At 68.5% G+C, this 15,958-nt stretch carries 17 protein-coding genes and 4 pseudogenes; 5 read left to right on the top strand and 16 right to left on the bottom strand.

The window, feature by feature from the left end:
• Positions 1-339: 339 nt before the first annotated feature.
• From O159_RS16750 to O159_RS04625, 7 genes and pseudogenes are all read right to left on the bottom strand, one after another.
• Positions 340-510, bottom strand: a pseudogene (locus tag O159_RS16750) (magnesium chelatase subunit ChlI family protein); the annotation flags it as partial.
• 244 nt (positions 511-754) lie between these two features.
• Positions 755-1,881 (bottom strand): annotated as a pseudogene (locus O159_RS04650) (YifB family Mg chelatase-like AAA ATPase); the annotation flags it as partial.
• Positions 1,881-2,237 carry a YraN family protein gene (locus tag O159_RS04645; protein ID WP_021754590.1) on the bottom strand — a complete coding sequence of 119 codons (357 nt, stop codon included), beginning with the start codon at positions 2,235-2,237 and terminating at the stop codon, positions 1,881-1,883. The gene O159_RS04645 and the pseudogene O159_RS04650, both read right to left, overlap by 1 nt.
• A gap of 146 nt (positions 2,238-2,383) precedes the next feature.
• Positions 2,384-2,707, bottom strand: coding sequence for a DUF2469 domain-containing protein (locus O159_RS04640; RefSeq protein ID WP_021754589.1), 324 nt, complete (start codon positions 2,705-2,707; stop codon positions 2,384-2,386).
• A gap of 29 nt (positions 2,708-2,736) precedes the next feature.
• Positions 2,737-3,399: a ribonuclease HII gene (locus O159_RS04635; RefSeq protein WP_021754588.1), complete on the bottom strand. Its 663-nt coding sequence runs from the start codon at positions 3,397-3,399 to the stop codon at positions 2,737-2,739.
• A 223-nt stretch (positions 3,400-3,622) separates the two neighbouring features.
• Positions 3,623-3,970, bottom strand: coding sequence for a 50S ribosomal protein L19 (rplS, locus tag O159_RS04630; protein WP_011186282.1), 348 nt, complete (start codon positions 3,968-3,970; stop codon positions 3,623-3,625).
• 194 nt (positions 3,971-4,164) lie between these two features.
• On the bottom strand, positions 4,165-4,656 hold the full coding sequence (locus O159_RS04625) for a hypothetical protein (protein WP_021754586.1): 492 nt from the start codon (positions 4,654-4,656) through the stop codon (positions 4,165-4,167).
• Positions 4,657-4,771: 115 nt separating this feature from the next.
• Here O159_RS04625 and map point away from each other — a divergent pair.
• Positions 4,772-5,530: pseudogene (map, locus tag O159_RS04620) on the top strand (type I methionyl aminopeptidase).
• A gap of 23 nt (positions 5,531-5,553) precedes the next feature.
• Here map and trmD read toward each other — a convergent pair.
• The 6 genes from trmD to rpsP all read right to left on the bottom strand — a co-directional run bounded on the left by trmD (position 5,554) and on the right by rpsP (position 8,960).
• Complete coding sequence (trmD, locus tag O159_RS04615; protein ID WP_021754584.1) at positions 5,554-6,237, bottom strand: tRNA (guanosine(37)-N1)-methyltransferase TrmD; 684 nt, start codon at positions 6,235-6,237, stop codon at positions 5,554-5,556.
• A gap of 23 nt (positions 6,238-6,260) precedes the next feature.
• On the bottom strand, positions 6,261-7,043 hold the full coding sequence (locus O159_RS04610; RefSeq protein ID WP_269078377.1) for an MFS transporter: 783 nt from the start codon (positions 7,041-7,043) through the stop codon (positions 6,261-6,263).
• On the bottom strand, positions 6,983-7,489 hold the full coding sequence (locus O159_RS16240; RefSeq protein WP_269078376.1) for an MFS transporter: 507 nt from the start codon (positions 7,487-7,489) through the stop codon (positions 6,983-6,985). The genes O159_RS04610 and O159_RS16240 overlap by 61 nt, the downstream gene beginning before the upstream one ends.
• A gap of 110 nt (positions 7,490-7,599) precedes the next feature.
• Complete coding sequence (gene rimM / locus O159_RS04605; RefSeq protein WP_021754582.1) at positions 7,600-8,238, bottom strand: ribosome maturation factor RimM; 639 nt, start codon at positions 8,236-8,238, stop codon at positions 7,600-7,602.
• 1 nt (position 8,239) lies between these two features.
• Entirely contained in the window at positions 8,240-8,470 is a 231-nt protein-coding gene (locus O159_RS04600; protein WP_011186288.1) for an RNA-binding protein, read from the bottom strand.
• 4 nt (positions 8,471-8,474) lie between these two features.
• Positions 8,475-8,960, bottom strand: a complete 486-nt coding sequence (rpsP, locus tag O159_RS04595) for a 30S ribosomal protein S16 (protein ID WP_021754581.1) — start codon at positions 8,958-8,960, stop codon at positions 8,475-8,477.
• 200 nt (positions 8,961-9,160) lie between these two features.
• Between rpsP and O159_RS04590 the strand changes: the two genes are divergently transcribed.
• The 4 genes from O159_RS04590 (at position 9,161) to O159_RS04575 (ending at position 12,800) form a co-directional block, all read left to right on the top strand.
• The gene (locus O159_RS04590) at positions 9,161-10,330 is read left to right on the top strand and encodes a glutamate--cysteine ligase (protein ID WP_021754580.1); all 1,170 of its coding nucleotides are present in this window, start codon (positions 9,161-9,163) and stop codon (positions 10,328-10,330) included.
• Between the two features lie 23 nt (positions 10,331-10,353).
• Positions 10,354-11,013 (top strand): SGNH/GDSL hydrolase family protein, encoded by a 660-nt coding sequence (locus O159_RS04585; protein WP_043993520.1) that lies wholly within the window; start codon positions 10,354-10,356, stop codon positions 11,011-11,013.
• 656 nt (positions 11,014-11,669) lie between these two features.
• A complete protein-coding gene (locus O159_RS04580; RefSeq protein ID WP_043993519.1) occupies positions 11,670-12,347 on the top strand; it encodes a hypothetical protein in 678 nt (225 codons plus the stop codon).
• A 27-nt stretch (positions 12,348-12,374) separates the two neighbouring features.
• Complete coding sequence (locus O159_RS04575; RefSeq protein ID WP_043993518.1) at positions 12,375-12,800, top strand: hypothetical protein; 426 nt, start codon at positions 12,375-12,377, stop codon at positions 12,798-12,800.
• Here O159_RS04575 and O159_RS14440 read toward each other — a convergent pair.
• The 3 genes and pseudogenes from O159_RS14440 to ffh form a co-directional block, all read right to left on the bottom strand.
• Positions 12,788-12,919 (bottom strand): annotated as a pseudogene (locus O159_RS14440) (IS5/IS1182 family transposase); the annotation flags it as partial. The gene O159_RS04575 and the pseudogene O159_RS14440 sit on opposite strands and share 13 nt — an antisense overlap.
• Entirely contained in the window at positions 12,858-14,045 is a 1,188-nt protein-coding gene (locus O159_RS04570) for an IS30-like element ISLxc3 family transposase (RefSeq protein WP_456237220.1), read from the bottom strand. The gene O159_RS04570 and the pseudogene O159_RS14440, both read right to left, overlap by 62 nt.
• Positions 14,046-14,379: 334 nt before the next feature.
• Entirely contained in the window at positions 14,380-15,954 is a 1,575-nt protein-coding gene (ffh, locus tag O159_RS04565; protein ID WP_021754578.1) for a signal recognition particle protein, read from the bottom strand.
• Positions 15,955-15,958 lie beyond the last annotated feature (4 nt).

The following is a 15,958-nucleotide window of genomic DNA, read 5'->3' as shown; positions in this document are numbered from 1 at the left end:
CGGCACCGGGGTGCGGGCGCTCAGCGACGCGATCTCCGAGGCGATCTCCGGCCGACCTCCCCTTTTCCGCTGTGCTCCCCTCCGTCCGCCCCCTGCCGGATCGCGACGACGGGGAGGCCGTCGCCTCCGGGCGACGGAGAGAGCGGCGGTCTTCGCGGACGGAAGCGCTCACGCCCGGAACGTCTCTCGCCCGGCGAGAGACCGGGCGGACGGGCGGGTTCTCCCCGCCGCCGGCCGCACCGCACCGGCAGTCCGGGCCCACAAGCGGAGCACAGCCCTGACCGTCGAACACACCCCGGCATCGCTCGGATGCGGCAGGGATCGCACAGAAGCTCTCGGTCATGGGGTGGCTCCTCTCCGGAGGTAGCGTGCCCGGCCGATGTGGTCGGGGGTGGGCGTCGGAGACTGGTCGAGATCGGCAAGGGTCCAGGCGACGCGAAGGGTCCGGTCGTAACCGCGCATGGTGATGGTTCCGCGTTCGAGGGCGCGGTCGAGTGGGGAGAGGGCGCCTCCGTGTACGCGGAACGGACCGGAGCGGAGCCAAGAAGCCTTCGACGTCGGCGTTGCGTGACCAGGCGGTCCCGCTCAGCCGGGACGCTGCCGCAGCACGGGCCGCCTCCACGCGAACACGGAGGGCGGCGCTCGACGGACCGGGCGGTGCGCCGTCACTCCCGAGCCGGAGCGCACCCAAGCCCAGACGGCAGACGGTGAGACGGAGATCGACACGGTCGAGGAGCGGACCGGAGAGGCGGGCCAGATAGCGTCGCCGGGCGGCCGGAGGACAGGCGCATTCCTCCTCGGCCGATCCATACTGACCGCAGGGGCAGGGATTCGCGGCGAGGACGAGTTGGAACCGGGCCGGGTAGGTCGCGGCTCCGCTCGCTCGATGGATAGTGATGGTTCCGCTCTCCAGCGGCTGCCGGAGCACATCGAGAACGGCTGCCGGGAACTCGGCCGCCTCATCCACGAACAACACGCCGTTCGTGGCCCGGACCACGGCTCCCGGCGTGATCTCCCACTGCCCCCGCCCACGAGCGCCGCGGCCGAGGCAGTGTGGTGCGGGGATTCGAAGGGGGGTCGGTGGATGAGGCCGCCGACGGTCCCGACGCCGGCGAGAGAGCGGATGGACGTGGTCTCCAGCGCCTGATCCGGGGTGAGGTCGGGCAGGAGCGACGGCAGCCGGCGGGCGAGCATCGTCTTGCCGGCTCCAGGCGGGCCGATCATGGTGACGTTGTGCCCGCCGGCCGCCGCGACGACGAGAGCTTCGACCGCTTCCTCGTTGCCCGCGATGTCGGACATGTCTGGCTCGGCGGGAAGGGCCGTCCCCACCGCCGCCGCGGGGACGGGATCGACCTCGATCGGGTCGAGCTCTGAGACGTGAGCGATGGCCGCTGCCCGGAGCCCCGGCACCGCGACGACCTCGACGCCATCGACGAGGGCCGCTTCTTCGGCGTTCGCCGTAGGAACCAGCACGCGGCGGAAACCGGCGGCGCGAGCCGCGAGGACGGAGGGCAGCACCCCGGGGACCGGCCGGAGACGGCCGTCGAGGCCTAGCTCGCCGAGATGCACCGACCGCGCAGCGGACTCCGCCGGGACGACACCGGAGGCGGTCAGCGCCGCGATCGCGATGGCCAGGTCGAACGCCGATCCCTGTTTGCGCAGGGCGGCCGGCGACAGGTTGACGGTAAGCTTGCGCTGCGCGAGCGTAACACCGGCATTGACGGCCGCGGAGGTGACTCGTTTGCGCGATTCGCCGAGGGCGGTGTCGGGGAGACCGATCAGAACGAAAGCGGGCAGACCCGCGGAGATGTCTGCCTCCACTTCCACGATGTCGCCGCGCACCCCCGTGAGAGCGACGGCGAAGGTCCGGCCGAGCGCCATCAGAGAATCCCGGGCAGATGGTGGATCTGCGGGTTCGCGCTCCAGACGTTCAGGACGCCGATCGCGTCGACCCGGAGCGCTCCCGGCAGCGGCCCGTACGTGCGGCACCACTCGGCGGTGAGCCGGCGCAAGCGCACAGCCTTCTCCGGGGTGATCGCTTCGAGGGGATGACCGTAGTGCGTCGTGGCGCGCGTCTTCACCTCCACGAAGACCGTGATGTCCCCCGTGCGCGCGATGATATCGATCTCGCCCGACTGGATGCGCCAGTTGCGGTCGATCAGGACGTAGCCGTGCGCTTCGAGCCAGTGAGCCGCGACGCTTTCGCCACGGCGGCCGAGTTCGTCTTTCTTTGCCATGATTCCTCCCACAGCCAGCTTCGTGGGAAGTCACAGCGCAAGGGGCGCGCGCCAGGAATCTGTGGAGAAGTCAGGGATGACCGCAGCGTGTGGACAACCCGCCGCCGGAGGGCATCAGGAACGACCAGGGAACGGCAGAGAACCCGTCACTCGTCCAGCGCCAGCTCCTTCGGCAACTCGAACTCCTTGCTGGACAGTTCCTCGATGTTCACATCCTTGAAGGTCAGCACGCGCACCGACTTCACGAACCGGTCGGCGCGGTACACATCCCACACCCACACATCGTTCATGGTCAGCTCGAAGTAGAAATCGTGCTCCGTGTCACGGCGCGCGAACTCGACCTCGTTCGCGAGGTAGAAACGGCGCTCGGTCTCGATCACGTACTTGAATTGCGAGACGACGTCCCGGTATTCGCGATACAAAGCCAGCTCGACCTCGCGGTCGTAGTCGTCGAACTCGTCCTCATCCATCGTCCGTCAAGTCTAAGCCGGTCCGGGCGTCAGAGCGGAACGTCGAGCCGGGTCGTCTCTCTGAGCCAGGTGAGACGGTGGATGGCGCTGGGTCCGAGTTCGGCGATGGCGGCGAAGTGCCCCGGTGTCGAGTAGCCCTTGTTGCTCGCCCAGCCGTAGCCGGGATAGTCGGCATCGTGCCCGATCATCAAGCGGTCTCGATGCACTTTGGCGATGACGGACGCGGCGGCGACGGACGCGCAGTCGCGATCGGCCTTGATCCGGGTGACCACACGGGCCGGGCGCGCCAAGGCGGGGGTGAGGTAGTCGTAGTTGCCGTCCAGGATGAGTGCGCTGTCGTGGACGGGCGCTTCCTGCTCCTCCAGCACGGCGAAGGCGCGCGCCCCCGCGAGGCCGAGGCAGCGCATGATGCCGTGCCTGTCGACCTCGGACGCGGAGGCCAGGCCGACGGCGTGGAAGAGCGACCAGCGGCGGCAAGCCGGTTCCAGGGCCTCCCGGACGGGCTCGGGAAGAAGTTTGGAGTCGCGGAGCCCGGGCGGGATGCGCTTCACTGCGGTGTCGATGACGACCATGCCGACCGCGACCGGGCCGGCGAGCGCGCCGCGGCCGACCTCGTCCACGGCGACGATCGAGGTGACACCCTCGCGGTACAGCGCCTTCTCGAATCGCAGCGACGGGGTAACCGGGGTCATCCTCGCTCGTCCTCCTCCGGTCCACGGGAGACTTCAGAATAGCCGTCCAGCCACGTCCCTCGCTGCACGGGGCGCGGCGATCGGGAACGCACGGCCGCTCAACAGCAGAGCGCTGCGCGCCCGGCCTCCACGGGCGTCCGGGCGGTGTCTCAACCCGCCCTCAAAACCGCTGAGCTCCCGGTCTGCGGAGGACCGGGAGCTCAGACGGAGGGGCGGGAAACGCTCAGTTGTCGCGCTTCTCTTTGATCTTCGCCTTCTTGCCGCGGAGTTCGCGGAGATAGTAGAGCTTCGCACGGCGGACGTCACCACGGGTGACGACCTCGATCTTGTCGATGACCGGCGAATGGACCGGGAACATGCGCTCGACGCCGACCTGGAAGCTGATCTTACGGACCGTGAAGGTCTCGCGGACGCCTTCGCCGGAGCGGGCGATCACGACGCCCTGGAAAACCTGGACACGAGAGCGGCTGCCCTCGATGATGTTGACGTGAACCTTGACGGTGTCACCGGCGCGGAAGGCCGGGATGTCCTGCTTGAGGGAAGCGGCGTCCACCTGGTCGAGGATATGCATTGCTTTTCGCTCTCTGTGCCCGCCGACAGGTCGGGGACGGATTCGGGGCCTTCGCTGCTGGAGGCCGGGATTCGATGGGTGTGTCCGCGCGAGATGCTGGCTCCCCTGTGGCAGAGCCGGGCGGCGGCACAAGGATTAATTGTGCCATGCCGGGAGCGGGTTTGCCAAAGCGGAAGCCCGAACCTCCGACAGAGCTACTCCTCGCGCCGTTCTTCGATGACGATCACCTCGGCGTCTCCGGCGGACATCCTCGGGTCGCGCCGCACCTGCTGCGACTGCGCGGCCCGCTCATAGGCAGCGTAGGTCTCCCTCACGCGGCCGCGCAGTTCGGCTATCAGCTCCCACAACCCCAGCCAGAACAGCCCGAGGAAGAGGATCACCCCGGCGACGGCGAGCCAGCCGGCCGCCGCGCCCGGGAAGAAGCCGAAGGCGACGATCGCGGCGTTCCACGGCGCGAGCAGCCCGACGTCGTACCACGAGACGGCCTGGACGTCCCGCACGCTCTTCCGGGCCACGAGGACGCCCCCGATCGCGAGCAGCGCGAGGAACAGCAGCGGACACAGCAGCAGTCCCAGGAACGACCAGCCGCTTCCGGTGTGGAACGCGGCCCAGCCGACGAGCAGCCAGGCGGGGAGGACCACGGCGGAGGGGAACAGCCACCAGTAGAACGCCTTCCGGATGAACACGGTGTCAGCGTAGCCGCACGCGGCTGTGCGAGGGCTGCGGGTTCGCCGAGGGCACGATGGGAGGCGCGCATGCCAGACTGGGCGCCTCCCCTCTACGCCGAGAGTAAGGACCCGCGTGATCGAGCTGAGGACGCCCGCCGAGATCGAGCAGATGCGGCCCGCCGGCCGTTTCGCCGCCGAGGTGCTGGCCGAGACGGCCGCTGCGGCGACGGTCGGCACGAATCTGCTGGAGCTGGACCGGATCGCGCACGCGGCCATCCGCCGACGCGGCGCGACATCCTGCTACATCGACTACCACCCGTCGTTCGGGGCGAGCCCGTTTGGGAAGGCGATCTGCACCTCGGTGAACGACGCTGTGCTGCACGGCCTCCCGCACGACTACCGGCTGCGCGATGGCGACCTGTTGAGCCTCGACTTCGCGGCGAGCGTCGATGGCTAGGTGGCCGACGCAGCGGTCAGCGTCGTCGTCGGGAAGGCGAGGGACGAGGATCTGCGGCTCATCGACACGACCCGCCGCGCTCTCGCGGCGGGCATCGCGGCAACACAGCCGGGAGGGCACACCGGCGACATCTCGGCGGCGATTGCGGCCGTGGCAGAGGGCTACCCGATCAACACCCGGTTCGGCGGCCACGGCGTCGGCCGGACGATGCACGGCGATCCGCACATCCCGAACGATGGGCCGCCGGGCCGTGGCTTCCCGCTGCGCCCGGGGCTCGTGATCGCGATCGAACCGTGGTTCCTGGAGACCACCGACCAGATCGTCACGGACCCGGACGGCTGGACGCTCCGCTCGGCGGATGGTTCGCGTGGCGCGCACTCGGAGCACACGATCGCGATCACCGAGTCCGGCCCGCTCGTCCTCACCGCCGCCTGACCCCGCGGTCGCCGGCGGCGGTCCTACGGCAGCAGGTCGGGCCGCACCCGCTCCGTCCGCGCCACCGATTGCTCGCGCCGCCAGGCGGCGATGGCCCCGTGGTTGCCCGAGAGAAGCACCGGCGGCACAGCGCGGCCGCGCCACTGGACCGGTTTCGTATACGACGGGTGTTCCAGCAGGCCGTCTTCGTGCGATTCCTGCACGAGGCTCTCCGGGTTGCCGACCACCCCGGGGATGAGCCGCCCGACGGCCTCGATCATCGCCATCGCCGCGACCTCTCCCCCGTTGAGCACGTAGTCGCCGAGGCTGACGAGGCGGACGCGGGCGTGGGATGCCGCGTCGTCGAACACGCGCTGGTCGATGCCCTCGTAGCGGCCGCAGCCGAAGACGAGGTGCTGTTCCCCCGCGAGCGCGCGGGCCATCGTCTGCGTGAACAGCTCGCCCGCGGGCGAGGGGAAGATCACCAGGGGGTCCTCCGCGTCATCCAGCACGCTGTCGAGCGCTTCGCCCCACGGCTCGGGTTTCATGACCATCCCGGCGCCGCCGCCGTACGGGGTGTCGTCCACGGTGCGGTGCCGGTCGTGCGTGTGGTCGCGCAGGTCGTGGACGCCGAGCGCGATCCGTCCGGACTGGCGGGCCTTGCCGAGCAGGGAGATGTCGAGCACATCGAAGAATGTGGGGAAGATCGTGACGATGTCGATGCGCATGGCGGCCAGTCTATTCGGGGCGGTCACTCCGGAACGGCCATCAGCTCGCGGTCGCGCGGCACGAGCGGCGCCGCCACGGCGGGGCAGAGCGCGACGATGGCAAACGTCAGTGGGTACCCCGGCCCGCCGATGAGCGCGCCGACGACCGGACCGACGAGCGAGGCGGCGGCGAACTGCCCGGTGTTCTGAGCGCCGAGTATACGGCCGGACCAGAACGGCCCCGCGATCTCGGCGGCCGAGGTGTAGGCCAGCCCGTTGTCGGCGACAGTGACGACGGCGGCGACGATCAGGATGACCGCCGCAGCAACGGAACCGAGGGCGGAGGCGACCGCCATCAGCAGCATCGCGGCGACCGCCGCGACAGACACCCAGCGGAGCGGACGCAGATGGCTGCCGACGCGGTCGCTCAGGGCGCCGACACCGATGCGGCCGATCGCGCCGACGAACTGGCTCACAGCGATGACCATCCCAGCGGCGAGAGAGGAGAGTCCCAGCTCGGCCACCAGCCAGACCAGTCCGAAGGTCGAGACGGTGAACTGCGGCACGACGAGCAACATCGACACACCGTGGATGCGCCACAGCAGCGAGGTCTCGCGGTACGGCCGCCGGCGGGCCGGGGAATGGGCTTCCTTGTCATCCCCACCGCCCCGTCCCGCTCGCGGCGGATCGACGAGCGCGAGCGCGCAGAGCGCTGCTGAGATGCCGCAGAGCGCGGCGGGAAGGACCAGCGCGAGCGCGATCCCGCCTACGGCGGCCAGCGAGAAGGGACGCCGATCGCCGCGACCGCCACGCCGAGCGGCTGGCACATCTGCCGAATGCCCATCACGAGCCCTCGGCGCCCCTTCGGGAACCAGCCGATCACGACGCGGCCGCTGGCGGCGTTGGGGCTCGCCGCGGCTATGCCGCCCACCAGGAACAGGGCGCCCAGGGTGATGTACGAGGAGACGGACATCGCACCGAGCGCAGCGAGCGCCGTGAGCGCGAGACCGGCGGCGATCACCCAGCGCTCGCCGATCCGGTCGCTGAGCGCGCCCCAGGCGATGAGCGCCAGCACGAGGCCGACCGTCGGCGTCGAGGCGAGGAGCCCCGCCTGCGCAAGGCTGAGTCCGCGCTCCGAATGGAGCAGCGGGATGAGGAAGGCCGGGGTCGAGACGAACACGGTCGAACTGGCCTGCCCGAGCACGCCGAGCGCGAGCATCAGCCACGGCCGTGGTGTGCGCCGGCTCGCTGTGGTGGTGCTGCTGCTTCTCATTCGGTACACCGTATCGGTGTACCGAATGAGCCTCATACTCGAGCAGGCCACCGCCGACGACCGGCTGGGCGGATCGCAGTGGACACGGCGAGGCGCGAGCGGATCCGCGGTCACTCGGCGCCGGGGGTCTCCTCTGCCGGCACGGGCGCGGACTCGTCTGCGGCCGGCGCGTCATCCGGAAGGTCCTCGAACAGGCCTCGCGGCGGGGTGAGCGTCACCGTTCCGGCCACGAGATCGACATCGGGGACGATCGCTGTGACGAACGGGACGAGGACTTCGCCGCCGGGAGTCTTGATCGCCAGCAGATCCTGCCCGGGCAGGTGGTCGACGCGCGCGATGGCGCCGACGACGACCCCGTCGCGGTGGGCGGAGAGGCCGACGAGCTGGTGGTCGTACCAGGCGTCCTCTTCGTCGGGAAGCTCGCGGACGTCCTGGTTCACCCAGAGGATCGCCTTCACAAGAGTCTCAGCTTCAGTGCGGTCGTCCACTCCGTCGAAGAAACCGACCGGGTGGCCGTTGTACCAGCGGAGCTCACGGAGCGTCAAGGTCTTGCCGTGCCATTTGGACGCCGTGGGCACCTGCAGGGTGAAGACCGCTCCTGGGACGAACCGTTTGCCGGGCTCGTCGGTGAAGAGTTCGAGTTTGATCGCGCCCTTGAGGCCGTGGGCTTTGGTCAGCCGTCCGACGCGGAGCTCGGTCTGATCCGGCCGCGGCGCGACCTCCTTGCGCGGCAGCTTGTGGTCCGCCACCTCAGTCGTCGACGACGTCGACGCGGACGCGCCGACCGTCGGCCAGGGCGGTCACGAGCGTGCGGAGCGCCTTCGCTGTCCGGCCGGAGCGGCCGATGACCCGCCCGAGGTCCTCGGGGTTCACACGAACCTCGAGGACCTCGCCACGCGGGGATGATTTGGCCACCACGCGCACGTCGTCCGGATGGTCGACGATGCCCTTGACCACATGCGTGAGAGCGGGAGCGAGCAAGACGTTACGCCTTCTCGCCGTCGGCAGCCTCGTCGGCGATGTCCTCCGCCTCGGCGACGACCTCGGCCTCAGCGGCCTCCTCGGCCTCGACCTCGGCTTCGATGACGGCCTCCGCCTCGGCGACAGCCTCGGCCGGCTTCGCCGCCTTGGGCTTCAGCACCGGCTTCTTCTTCTCGTCGGCGACGAACGCCTCCTTGGCCCCGGCCACCTTGACGGTCGAGACAGCGTTCTTGTCGCCCTTGAAGGCGCCCCAATCGCCGGTAAGCTTGAGCAGCACCAGCACCTGCTCGGTCGGCTGGGCGCCGACGCTGAGCCAGTACTGGGCGCGGTCCGAGTCGACCTCGATGCGCGAGGGCTCCTCGGTGGGGTGGTACAGACCGATCTCCTCGATGACGCACCCGTCACGCTTGGTGCGCGAGTCGGCGACGACGATGCGGTAGTGCGGAGCACGAATCTTGCCGAGGCGCTTCAGTCGGATTTTGACAGCCACAATTCTCCTGTGTCGAATGATGAGTTATGTCGAACTGACTGCCGTGGGCGTGGGGGCACACTCGGCAGGAGGTCTTCGTGTCGTCCGCCGCGCCGGATAGAGGGTCGGGCGCTGCGGAACTCAACTAGCTATTCTGGCAGAAAAGCGCCCCCGATGAACAATCGGCGCTGTGTGTACTCGAACGAATGGGGATTCCGGCAATGCAGATCGAATTCTCGGAGTCTGAGCGCTCCACCGTCGGGATCGAGTGGGAGCTCGCGCTCGTGGACGGCGCGACCGGCGACCTCGTCCCGATTGCGGAGGAGGTGCTGGGCGAGCTCGGGACGCCCGACGGCCACGAGCATCCCCAGATCACGCACGAACTACTGATGAACACCGTCGAGTTGGTCAGCCGGGTTCACCGGACAGTCCCGGCGGCGATCGCCGATCTGCAGGAGCTGATCGGAATGGTGCGCGCGGTCACCGACCCCCGGGGCGTGGAGCTGATGTGCGCCGGCACGCACCCCTTCGCCCAGTGGTACGACCAGAGGATCACGCCGAACGCACGCTACGACCGCCTGCTCGACCGCACACAGTGGTGGGGGCGGCAGATGATGATCTGGGGCGTCCATGTCCATGTCGGAATCGACGAGCGCGACAAAGCGCTCCCGATCGTGAACGGGCTGCTCACCTACTACCCGCACTTGCAGGCGCTCAGCGCGTCGAGTCCGTTCTGGGCCGGGGCGAACACCGGATACGCCTCGAACCGCGCGCTGATGTTCCAGCAGCTGCCGACCGCGGGGCTGCCGTGGCAGTTCGGCGCGTGGGCGAACTACGAAGAGTACGTGCAAGACCTGGTCGCCACCGGTGTCGTCACCGACCACAGCGAGGTGCGCTGGGACATCCGCCCGTCGCCGAAGTGGGGCACGGTGGAGATGCGAGCCTGTGACGGGCTCTCGACGGCGGACGAGGTCGGCGCGGTGGCCGCGCTCATCCACTGCCTCGCCGACCGGATGTCGGGCGAGCTGGACGACGGCGTCAAACCGGTCGCGCTGCAGCCCTGGTTCGTGCGCGAGAACAAGTGGCGGGCCGCGCGGTACGGGCTGGACGCGGAGGTGATCGTCGCACCGGACGGCGCCGAACGGCTCGTGCGCGACGAACTGGCCGAGCTGACCGAGACCCTCGCACCGATCGCCGAGCGGCTCGGCTGCACAGAGGAACTCGCGCAGGTACACACCATCCTGAGGTCCGGGGCGAGCTACCAGCGGCAGCTGGCCGTCGCTAGAGCGAACGGCGGCAGCCTGCAGGCGGTCATGAGCTCGCTCACGCACGAGCTGAGGAGCGGGCTGGGCCGACCCGCCTGGGCCGGAAAAGACGCACTGCGCCCATAGAGTCCAGCCCTTACCCTGAAGGCATGCTTCGCCACCGATCGCTTGTCTTGGCCGGCGCCGCGGCGCTCGCCGCGACGCTCGCGCTGTGCGGCTGCTCGGTGATGCCGGAGGTCGCAGCGGCCGGAGACCCCACCCCCACCGCAGACCATCCGCACATCGCCGTGATCGGCGACTCGATCGAGTCCGGGCTCGGAGTGGAGCCGTCCGAAGCCTGGCCGGCGCTGGTGGCCGTCGATCTCCGCTGGGAGCTCGACAACCTCAGCGTCGCCGGGTCAGGATTCGTGACGCGCGGAGACAGGTACGAGGACTACACGACACAGATCGAGAGGGCGATCGCCGCGAAGGCGCAGATCGTGCTGATCGGCGCTTCCGACAACGACCTCGGGCAGGACATCGCCGAGGTCTCGGCCGCGATGACCGCAGCGGTCGGACGCCTGAAGACGGCGCTCCCGGGCGTGCAGCTCGTCGGCTTAAGCGCGCTCAGCGGCGCCGCCGGGGACGACCAGCTCGCACCGCTGGACTCCGCGCTCGAGTCGGTCGTGACCGAAGCCGGGGGCGAATGGCTCAGCCTCGGCCAGCCCTACCGGGGAGTGGACGGGCGGGTGCAGGAGGACGGCGAGTACCCCACTGTCGCCGGCCAGCAGGCGATCGCCTCAGTCGTGCTCGAGCGACTCGACGACTGAGGTCCGCTCGCGACGGGGGCACCCCTGGATCCGGGCTCACAGCGTCCCCCGTCTCGACGGCCCGTCGTGGCTGCGTACACATCCGAAGGCTGACGCTCAGCGCGCTGACGCTCAGCGCGACCGTTTCACGCCACTCGGAGCATCACTCTTGCTCAGCATCGTCGCTCACTGCATGCCGTGTTTTATTGCTTGCACATCAGAGCGTTTACGGCAATATTCCGCCATTTTCTGGCTTTTGGCAGGGCGGTTACTCTAGCTTTGCGTGACATCTAACACAAGCATTACGTGCATGTGCGGTTGTGGTTACACTTTTCACATTCGCTGGACCGTGCGAGTACGAAGGAGAACGAATTCATGCACCGACACCGCATATCCGCCACGCTCGCCGCCGTTGCCGCACTCACGTTGAGCGCCGCCGCACTGATTCTCCGGTTTCACCGGCGGCCGGCACCCCCACGCTGGCCTCAGCGCCGACAGCCCCCTCAACGAACCTCTCCGCTCCGGCTCCCACGACTCTCCCCCAGCAGGGCAGCGGCGACACCCCCGCATCCGTCGACCACGACTCACCGCGGTTCGATTTCAAGACCGGTGGAGAGCTTCCCGACGCTCCGGTCGTCAAACCCTTCGCCGACTCCGGCTACGCGCTGCTCTCAGGTGTGCGCTCCAACGCGTTCCGCTACGAGATCCGGCTCATCTCGACCCCCGGGGTCGAGGCATACCGAGGCTTCGCCCAGGCGGCGGCGTCCGAACTCACTGCGGCCGGACTCGCCAACATCAGCGTGGCTCCCGGCCAGTTCAGCGACCCCGGGGGCGTCGTGCCCGCCAACACCATCTACATCGGGGCTTTCACCTCCTCCCCCTGTGGCAGCGGTGGCGGCATCGCTGGCTGCGGAGGCCCCTACCTCGGCAAGAGCCGAGCCGTCACGGGCAATGGCGCGATCGTGCTGGCAGGACGGGTCTGGATACTTCCCCCGACAGCGGTCCAGACCGCTGCCGTCAAAAGGGAGATCGTCGCGCACGAGATAGGCCACACTCTCGGGCTCGCCTACTACTCGGGAACCTACGGCGGAGCCCGCCAGGTGATGTACCCATCGGCCGCTCCGACCGCCAGCTACCAGGCCGGTGACCGGAACGGATTGAGCTATCTCCGCGGGGAGAATCCGATGGGCGCGCTCGACACAGCGGCATCCCCCGGAACCGACAAGGTGCGAGTGACGGGATGGTCGTTCGATCCCGATCAGTCCGCGGCCGCCACGTTCGCCGTCACCGTGGACGGCGCTCGCGCCGGCGGTGGGACGACGTCGCTGGCTCGCACCGACGTGAACGCGCGCTAAGGCGTAACCGGTAGCCGCGGATTCGATGTGACGGTCACGGCGCCCGGTGGTCTCAGGCAGGTCTGCGTCACGGCGACGAACTATCCGGTCGGGAACCAGCAGTCCCTCGGCTGCCGCACTGTCGTCGTCTCAAGCGCGGCCCCCGAGGGCTCCTACGACACCATCGCCCAAACCCCCGGACACTCCATCACCGTCACCGGCTGGGCCCTCGACCGCGACAACCCCACCAACTCCGCCGTCACCCTCACCATCGACGGCACCCCCGTAACCACGACAACCACCAACCAACTCCGCACCGACATCAACACCAAATACACCACCACCGGCACCCGCGGCTTCACCCTCACCGCACCCACAACCCCCGGCACCCACACCGCCTGCATAACAACCCCCGACTACCCCCAACTCACCAGCAAAACCACCCTCGGCTGCCGCACCATCAGGATTCCCTGAGCGCACGGCAAAGGCCCGGCCGGTGGGCGGATTCTAGTGGTCGTTGCAACACGACGATTAGCTGGTAGGTAGTTTAGCGAGGCGCTGGGCTGGGGTTTCCCAGCCGAGCGTTTTGCGTGGGCGGGTGTTGAGTTCGTGTGCGACTCGGGCAAGGTCCGCGGGCGAGTGCTGTGAGAGGTCGGTGCCCTTCGGGAAGTACTGCCTCAGCAACCCGTTCGTGTTCTCGTTAGAACCGCGCTGCCAGGGCGAGGCTGGGTCGCAGAAGTAGACGTCCATGTCGGTGGCGATCGTGAACGTCTTGTGGGCGGCCATCTCCGCACCCTGGTCCCAGGTCAGCGACTTCTTCAGTTCGGCCGGCAGGCCGCTCATCGTCCGAATGAGGCCATCGCGGACGGTCTCGGCAGCGTGGTCGGTCGGGAGGTGGACGAGCATCACGAACCTGGTGGTTCGCTCGACGAGGGTGCCGATCGCGCTGGCGTGGTCAGCGCCGATGATGAGATCGCCTTCCCAATGCCCTGGAACAGCACGATCAGCGACCTCAGCGGGGCGCTCGGAGATCATGAGCATCGGGTCGACGAACCGCGAACGACGTGCGTTGGTTCCCCGGTTCGGTCGGCGACGTGCGCGCCCGGTACGCAGCGCTGTCGCGAGATCACGGCGCAGCTGGCCGCGTCCTTGGAGATAGAGCGTCTGGTAGATCGTCTCGGTCGCCACTCGCATCCCAACGTCGTCCGGGAACTGACGGATCAGGGCTCGAGTGATCTGCTCGGGAGACCACCGCAACGCCAGCTTCGACTCAACGAAAGCACGCAACCGCAGCTCTGTCACCAGTCTTCGCGGCTTTGGCCGTGGGCGACGCTTCGCCGAGTAGCGATGTGCTGCGAAGGGGTGATAGATCCCGGTCGAGGACCGGTTCCGGGAGATTTCCCGACTGATCGTGGATGGCGACCGCCGCAGCTGGGCGGCGATGCTCCGCAGTGACAACCCATCGCGGAGGAGATCCCGGATCTGCTCACGTTCCTCCAGCGAAAGGAACCGCGGATCGAGCTTCCTCTCCAGCTGAAAGATCGCCGCCGGCGAGATTGTCTCGGTGCCGTCAAGAAACGTCGTCATACCTGTTTTGTAATCGACGACCCGACCATCTGGGTAATAGCGGCGATGAGCGGTCTTCCGGACACCGTTATCCCAATCCCGTGCCGTGCGGATGTTCACCCCGACGGCAGCCGCTGCTTCGCGACGCGAGATGCCATCGCGTCGCAACTGGAAGTAGCGTTCCTTTCCTGGATGCGGACCAGTCCCGGTTTTCCCCTGGCTGCGCAGGCCGGCCTTCCATACCCACGTCCCGCAGGTCGCCGGGTTGAACCCCAACTCACGCGCCGCGATCGTGATGCTCCCACACGCCTCGAACAACGCGAAGAACGCGTCCTTATCAGCCTGCGTGAAACAGCGTCGATCCCTCGAATAGCTCCTTAAACGGGCCACGGTCGTTACAACTCCCAGAAAGTCCAGGTGTTGCAACGACCGTTAGAACCCAAGGTGCGTCGGCACTGGCCGGGCCTTTGCCGGACCTAACGCCCACTCAACGACCGAGGAACTTCTGCAGCGCAGCCAGCTCCTCCTCGGAAGGGCCTCCCTTCGGCGCGGCGGCACCGCCGCCGAGGCCGAAGCCGCTGCCGGTCGGGAGGGAAGCGGCCGCCGGCTTCGCGCCGGAGGCGAGCGCCGCGTTCTCGGCGGCGCGCTTAGCGGGGTTGCCGGACCGGGAGCCGCTCTTCTTCTTGGCCTGCTGCTTGCCGCGGCCCGCGTAGCCCGCGCCGGGGATCGGCCCCATGCCGGGGACGTTCGGGACGCCGCCCTTCGCAACGGTCTTCATCATCTTGGCGGCCTGCTCGAAACGGTTCACGAGGGCGTTGACCTCGGTGACCGTCGTGCCCGAGCCCCTGGCGATGCGCAGGCGACGGGAGCCGTTCAAGAGTTTAGGGGTGGTGCGCTCGGCCTTGGTCATCGACTGGATGATGGCCTCGGTGCGGACGATCTCGCTCTCGTCGAACTGGTCGAGCTGCTGCTTCATCTGGCCGGCGCCGGGCAGCATCCCGATCATCTTCTTGATCGAGCCCATGTTGCGCAGCTGCTGCATCTGCCCCAGGAAGTCGTCGAGCGTGAAAGTGTCGGTCGCGAACTTCTCGGCGACCTTGCGCGCCTCCTCCTCGTCGAAGGCCTCCTGCGCCTGTTCGATGAGGGTGAGGATGTCGCCGAGGTCGAGGATGCGGGACGCCATGCGGTCGGGATGGAACGGCTCGAAGTGGTCCAGACCCTCGCCGGTGGAGGCGAAGATGATCGGGCGGCCGGTGATCGAGGCGACGGAGAGCGCCGCGCCGCCGCGGGCGTCGCCGTCGAGCTTGGAGAGCACGACACCGGTGAAATCCACACCGTCCTGGAACGCTTTGGCGGTCGCCACGGCGTCCTGGCCGATCATCGCGTCGATGACGAAGAGCACCTCGTCCGGGTTCGTCGCCGCGCGGATGTCGGCGGCCTGCTTCATCAGCTCGGCATCCACACCGAGGCGGCCCGCGGTGTCGATGACGACCGTGTCGTACTGCTTGGTCTCGGCGAACTTCAGGGCGTCCTTCGCGACCTTCACCGGGTTGCCGACGCCGTTGCCGGGCTCCGGGGCGTAGACCGGCACGCCGGCCTGCTCGCCGACGATCTGGAGCTGATTGACCGCGTTGGGGCGCTGGAGGTCGGCGGCGACGAGGAGCGGCGTGTGGCCGTGCTTGACGAGCCACTTGCCCAGCTTGCCGGCGAGGGTCGTCTTTCCGGCGCCCTGGAGGCCGGCGAGCATGATGACCGTCGGCGGCTTCTTGGCGAACTGAAGGCGGCGCTGCTCACCGCCCAGGATGCCGATGAGCTCCTCGTTGACGATCTGCACGACCTGCTGGGCCGGGTTGAGCGCCTTGTTGACATCGTCGCTCAGCGCCCGCTCGCGCACCTTGCCGGTGAACTCCTTGACCACGTCGAGGGCGACGTCGGCGTCGAGCAGGGCGCGGCGGATCTCGCGCACAGTGCCGTCGACATCCGACGGCGACAGCTTGCCTTTGGTGCGCAGGTTCTTGAAAGTGTCCGCGAGACGGTCGGACAACGAGCCGAAAGTAGCCATGATC

Origin of the sequence: Leifsonia xyli subsp. cynodontis DSM 46306, assembly GCF_000470775.1 — a bacterium.
In the GTDB taxonomy this organism is placed as follows: Bacteria; Actinomycetota; Actinomycetes; order Actinomycetales; family Microbacteriaceae; genus Leifsonia; species Leifsonia cynodontis.
This window is presented reverse-complemented; position numbering and strand designations above follow the sequence as displayed.

Bases quoted from the DNA above. Each gene is read 5' to 3' on its own strand.
- trmD (WP_021754584.1), bottom strand. From the start codon at position 6,237: ATGCGCATCGACATCGTCACGATCTTCCCCACATTCTTCGATGTGCTC.
- O159_RS04635 (WP_021754588.1), bottom strand. From the start codon at position 3,399: ATGACCCCGGTTACCCCGTCGCTGCGATTCGAGAAGGCGCTGTACCGC.
- O159_RS04590 (WP_021754580.1), top strand. From the start codon at position 9,161: ATGCAGATCGAATTCTCGGAGTCTGAGCGCTCCACCGTCGGGATCGAG.
- O159_RS04640 (WP_021754589.1), bottom strand. From the start codon at position 2,707: ATGGATGAGGACGAGTTCGACGACTACGACCGCGAGGTCGAGCTGGCT.
- O159_RS04585 (WP_043993520.1), top strand. From the start codon at position 10,354: ATGCTTCGCCACCGATCGCTTGTCTTGGCCGGCGCCGCGGCGCTCGCC.
- O159_RS16240 (WP_269078376.1), bottom strand. From the start codon at position 7,489: ATGAGAAGCAGCAGCACCACCACAGCGAGCCGGCGCACACCACGGCCG.
- ffh (WP_021754578.1), bottom strand. From the start codon at position 15,954: ATGGCTACTTTCGGCTCGTTGTCCGACCGTCTCGCGGACACTTTCAAG.
- O159_RS04645 (WP_021754590.1), bottom strand. From the start codon at position 2,237: ATGGCAAAGAAAGACGAACTCGGCCGCCGTGGCGAAAGCGTCGCGGCT.
- rplS (WP_011186282.1), bottom strand. From the start codon at position 3,970: ATGCATATCCTCGACCAGGTGGACGCCGCTTCCCTCAAGCAGGACATC.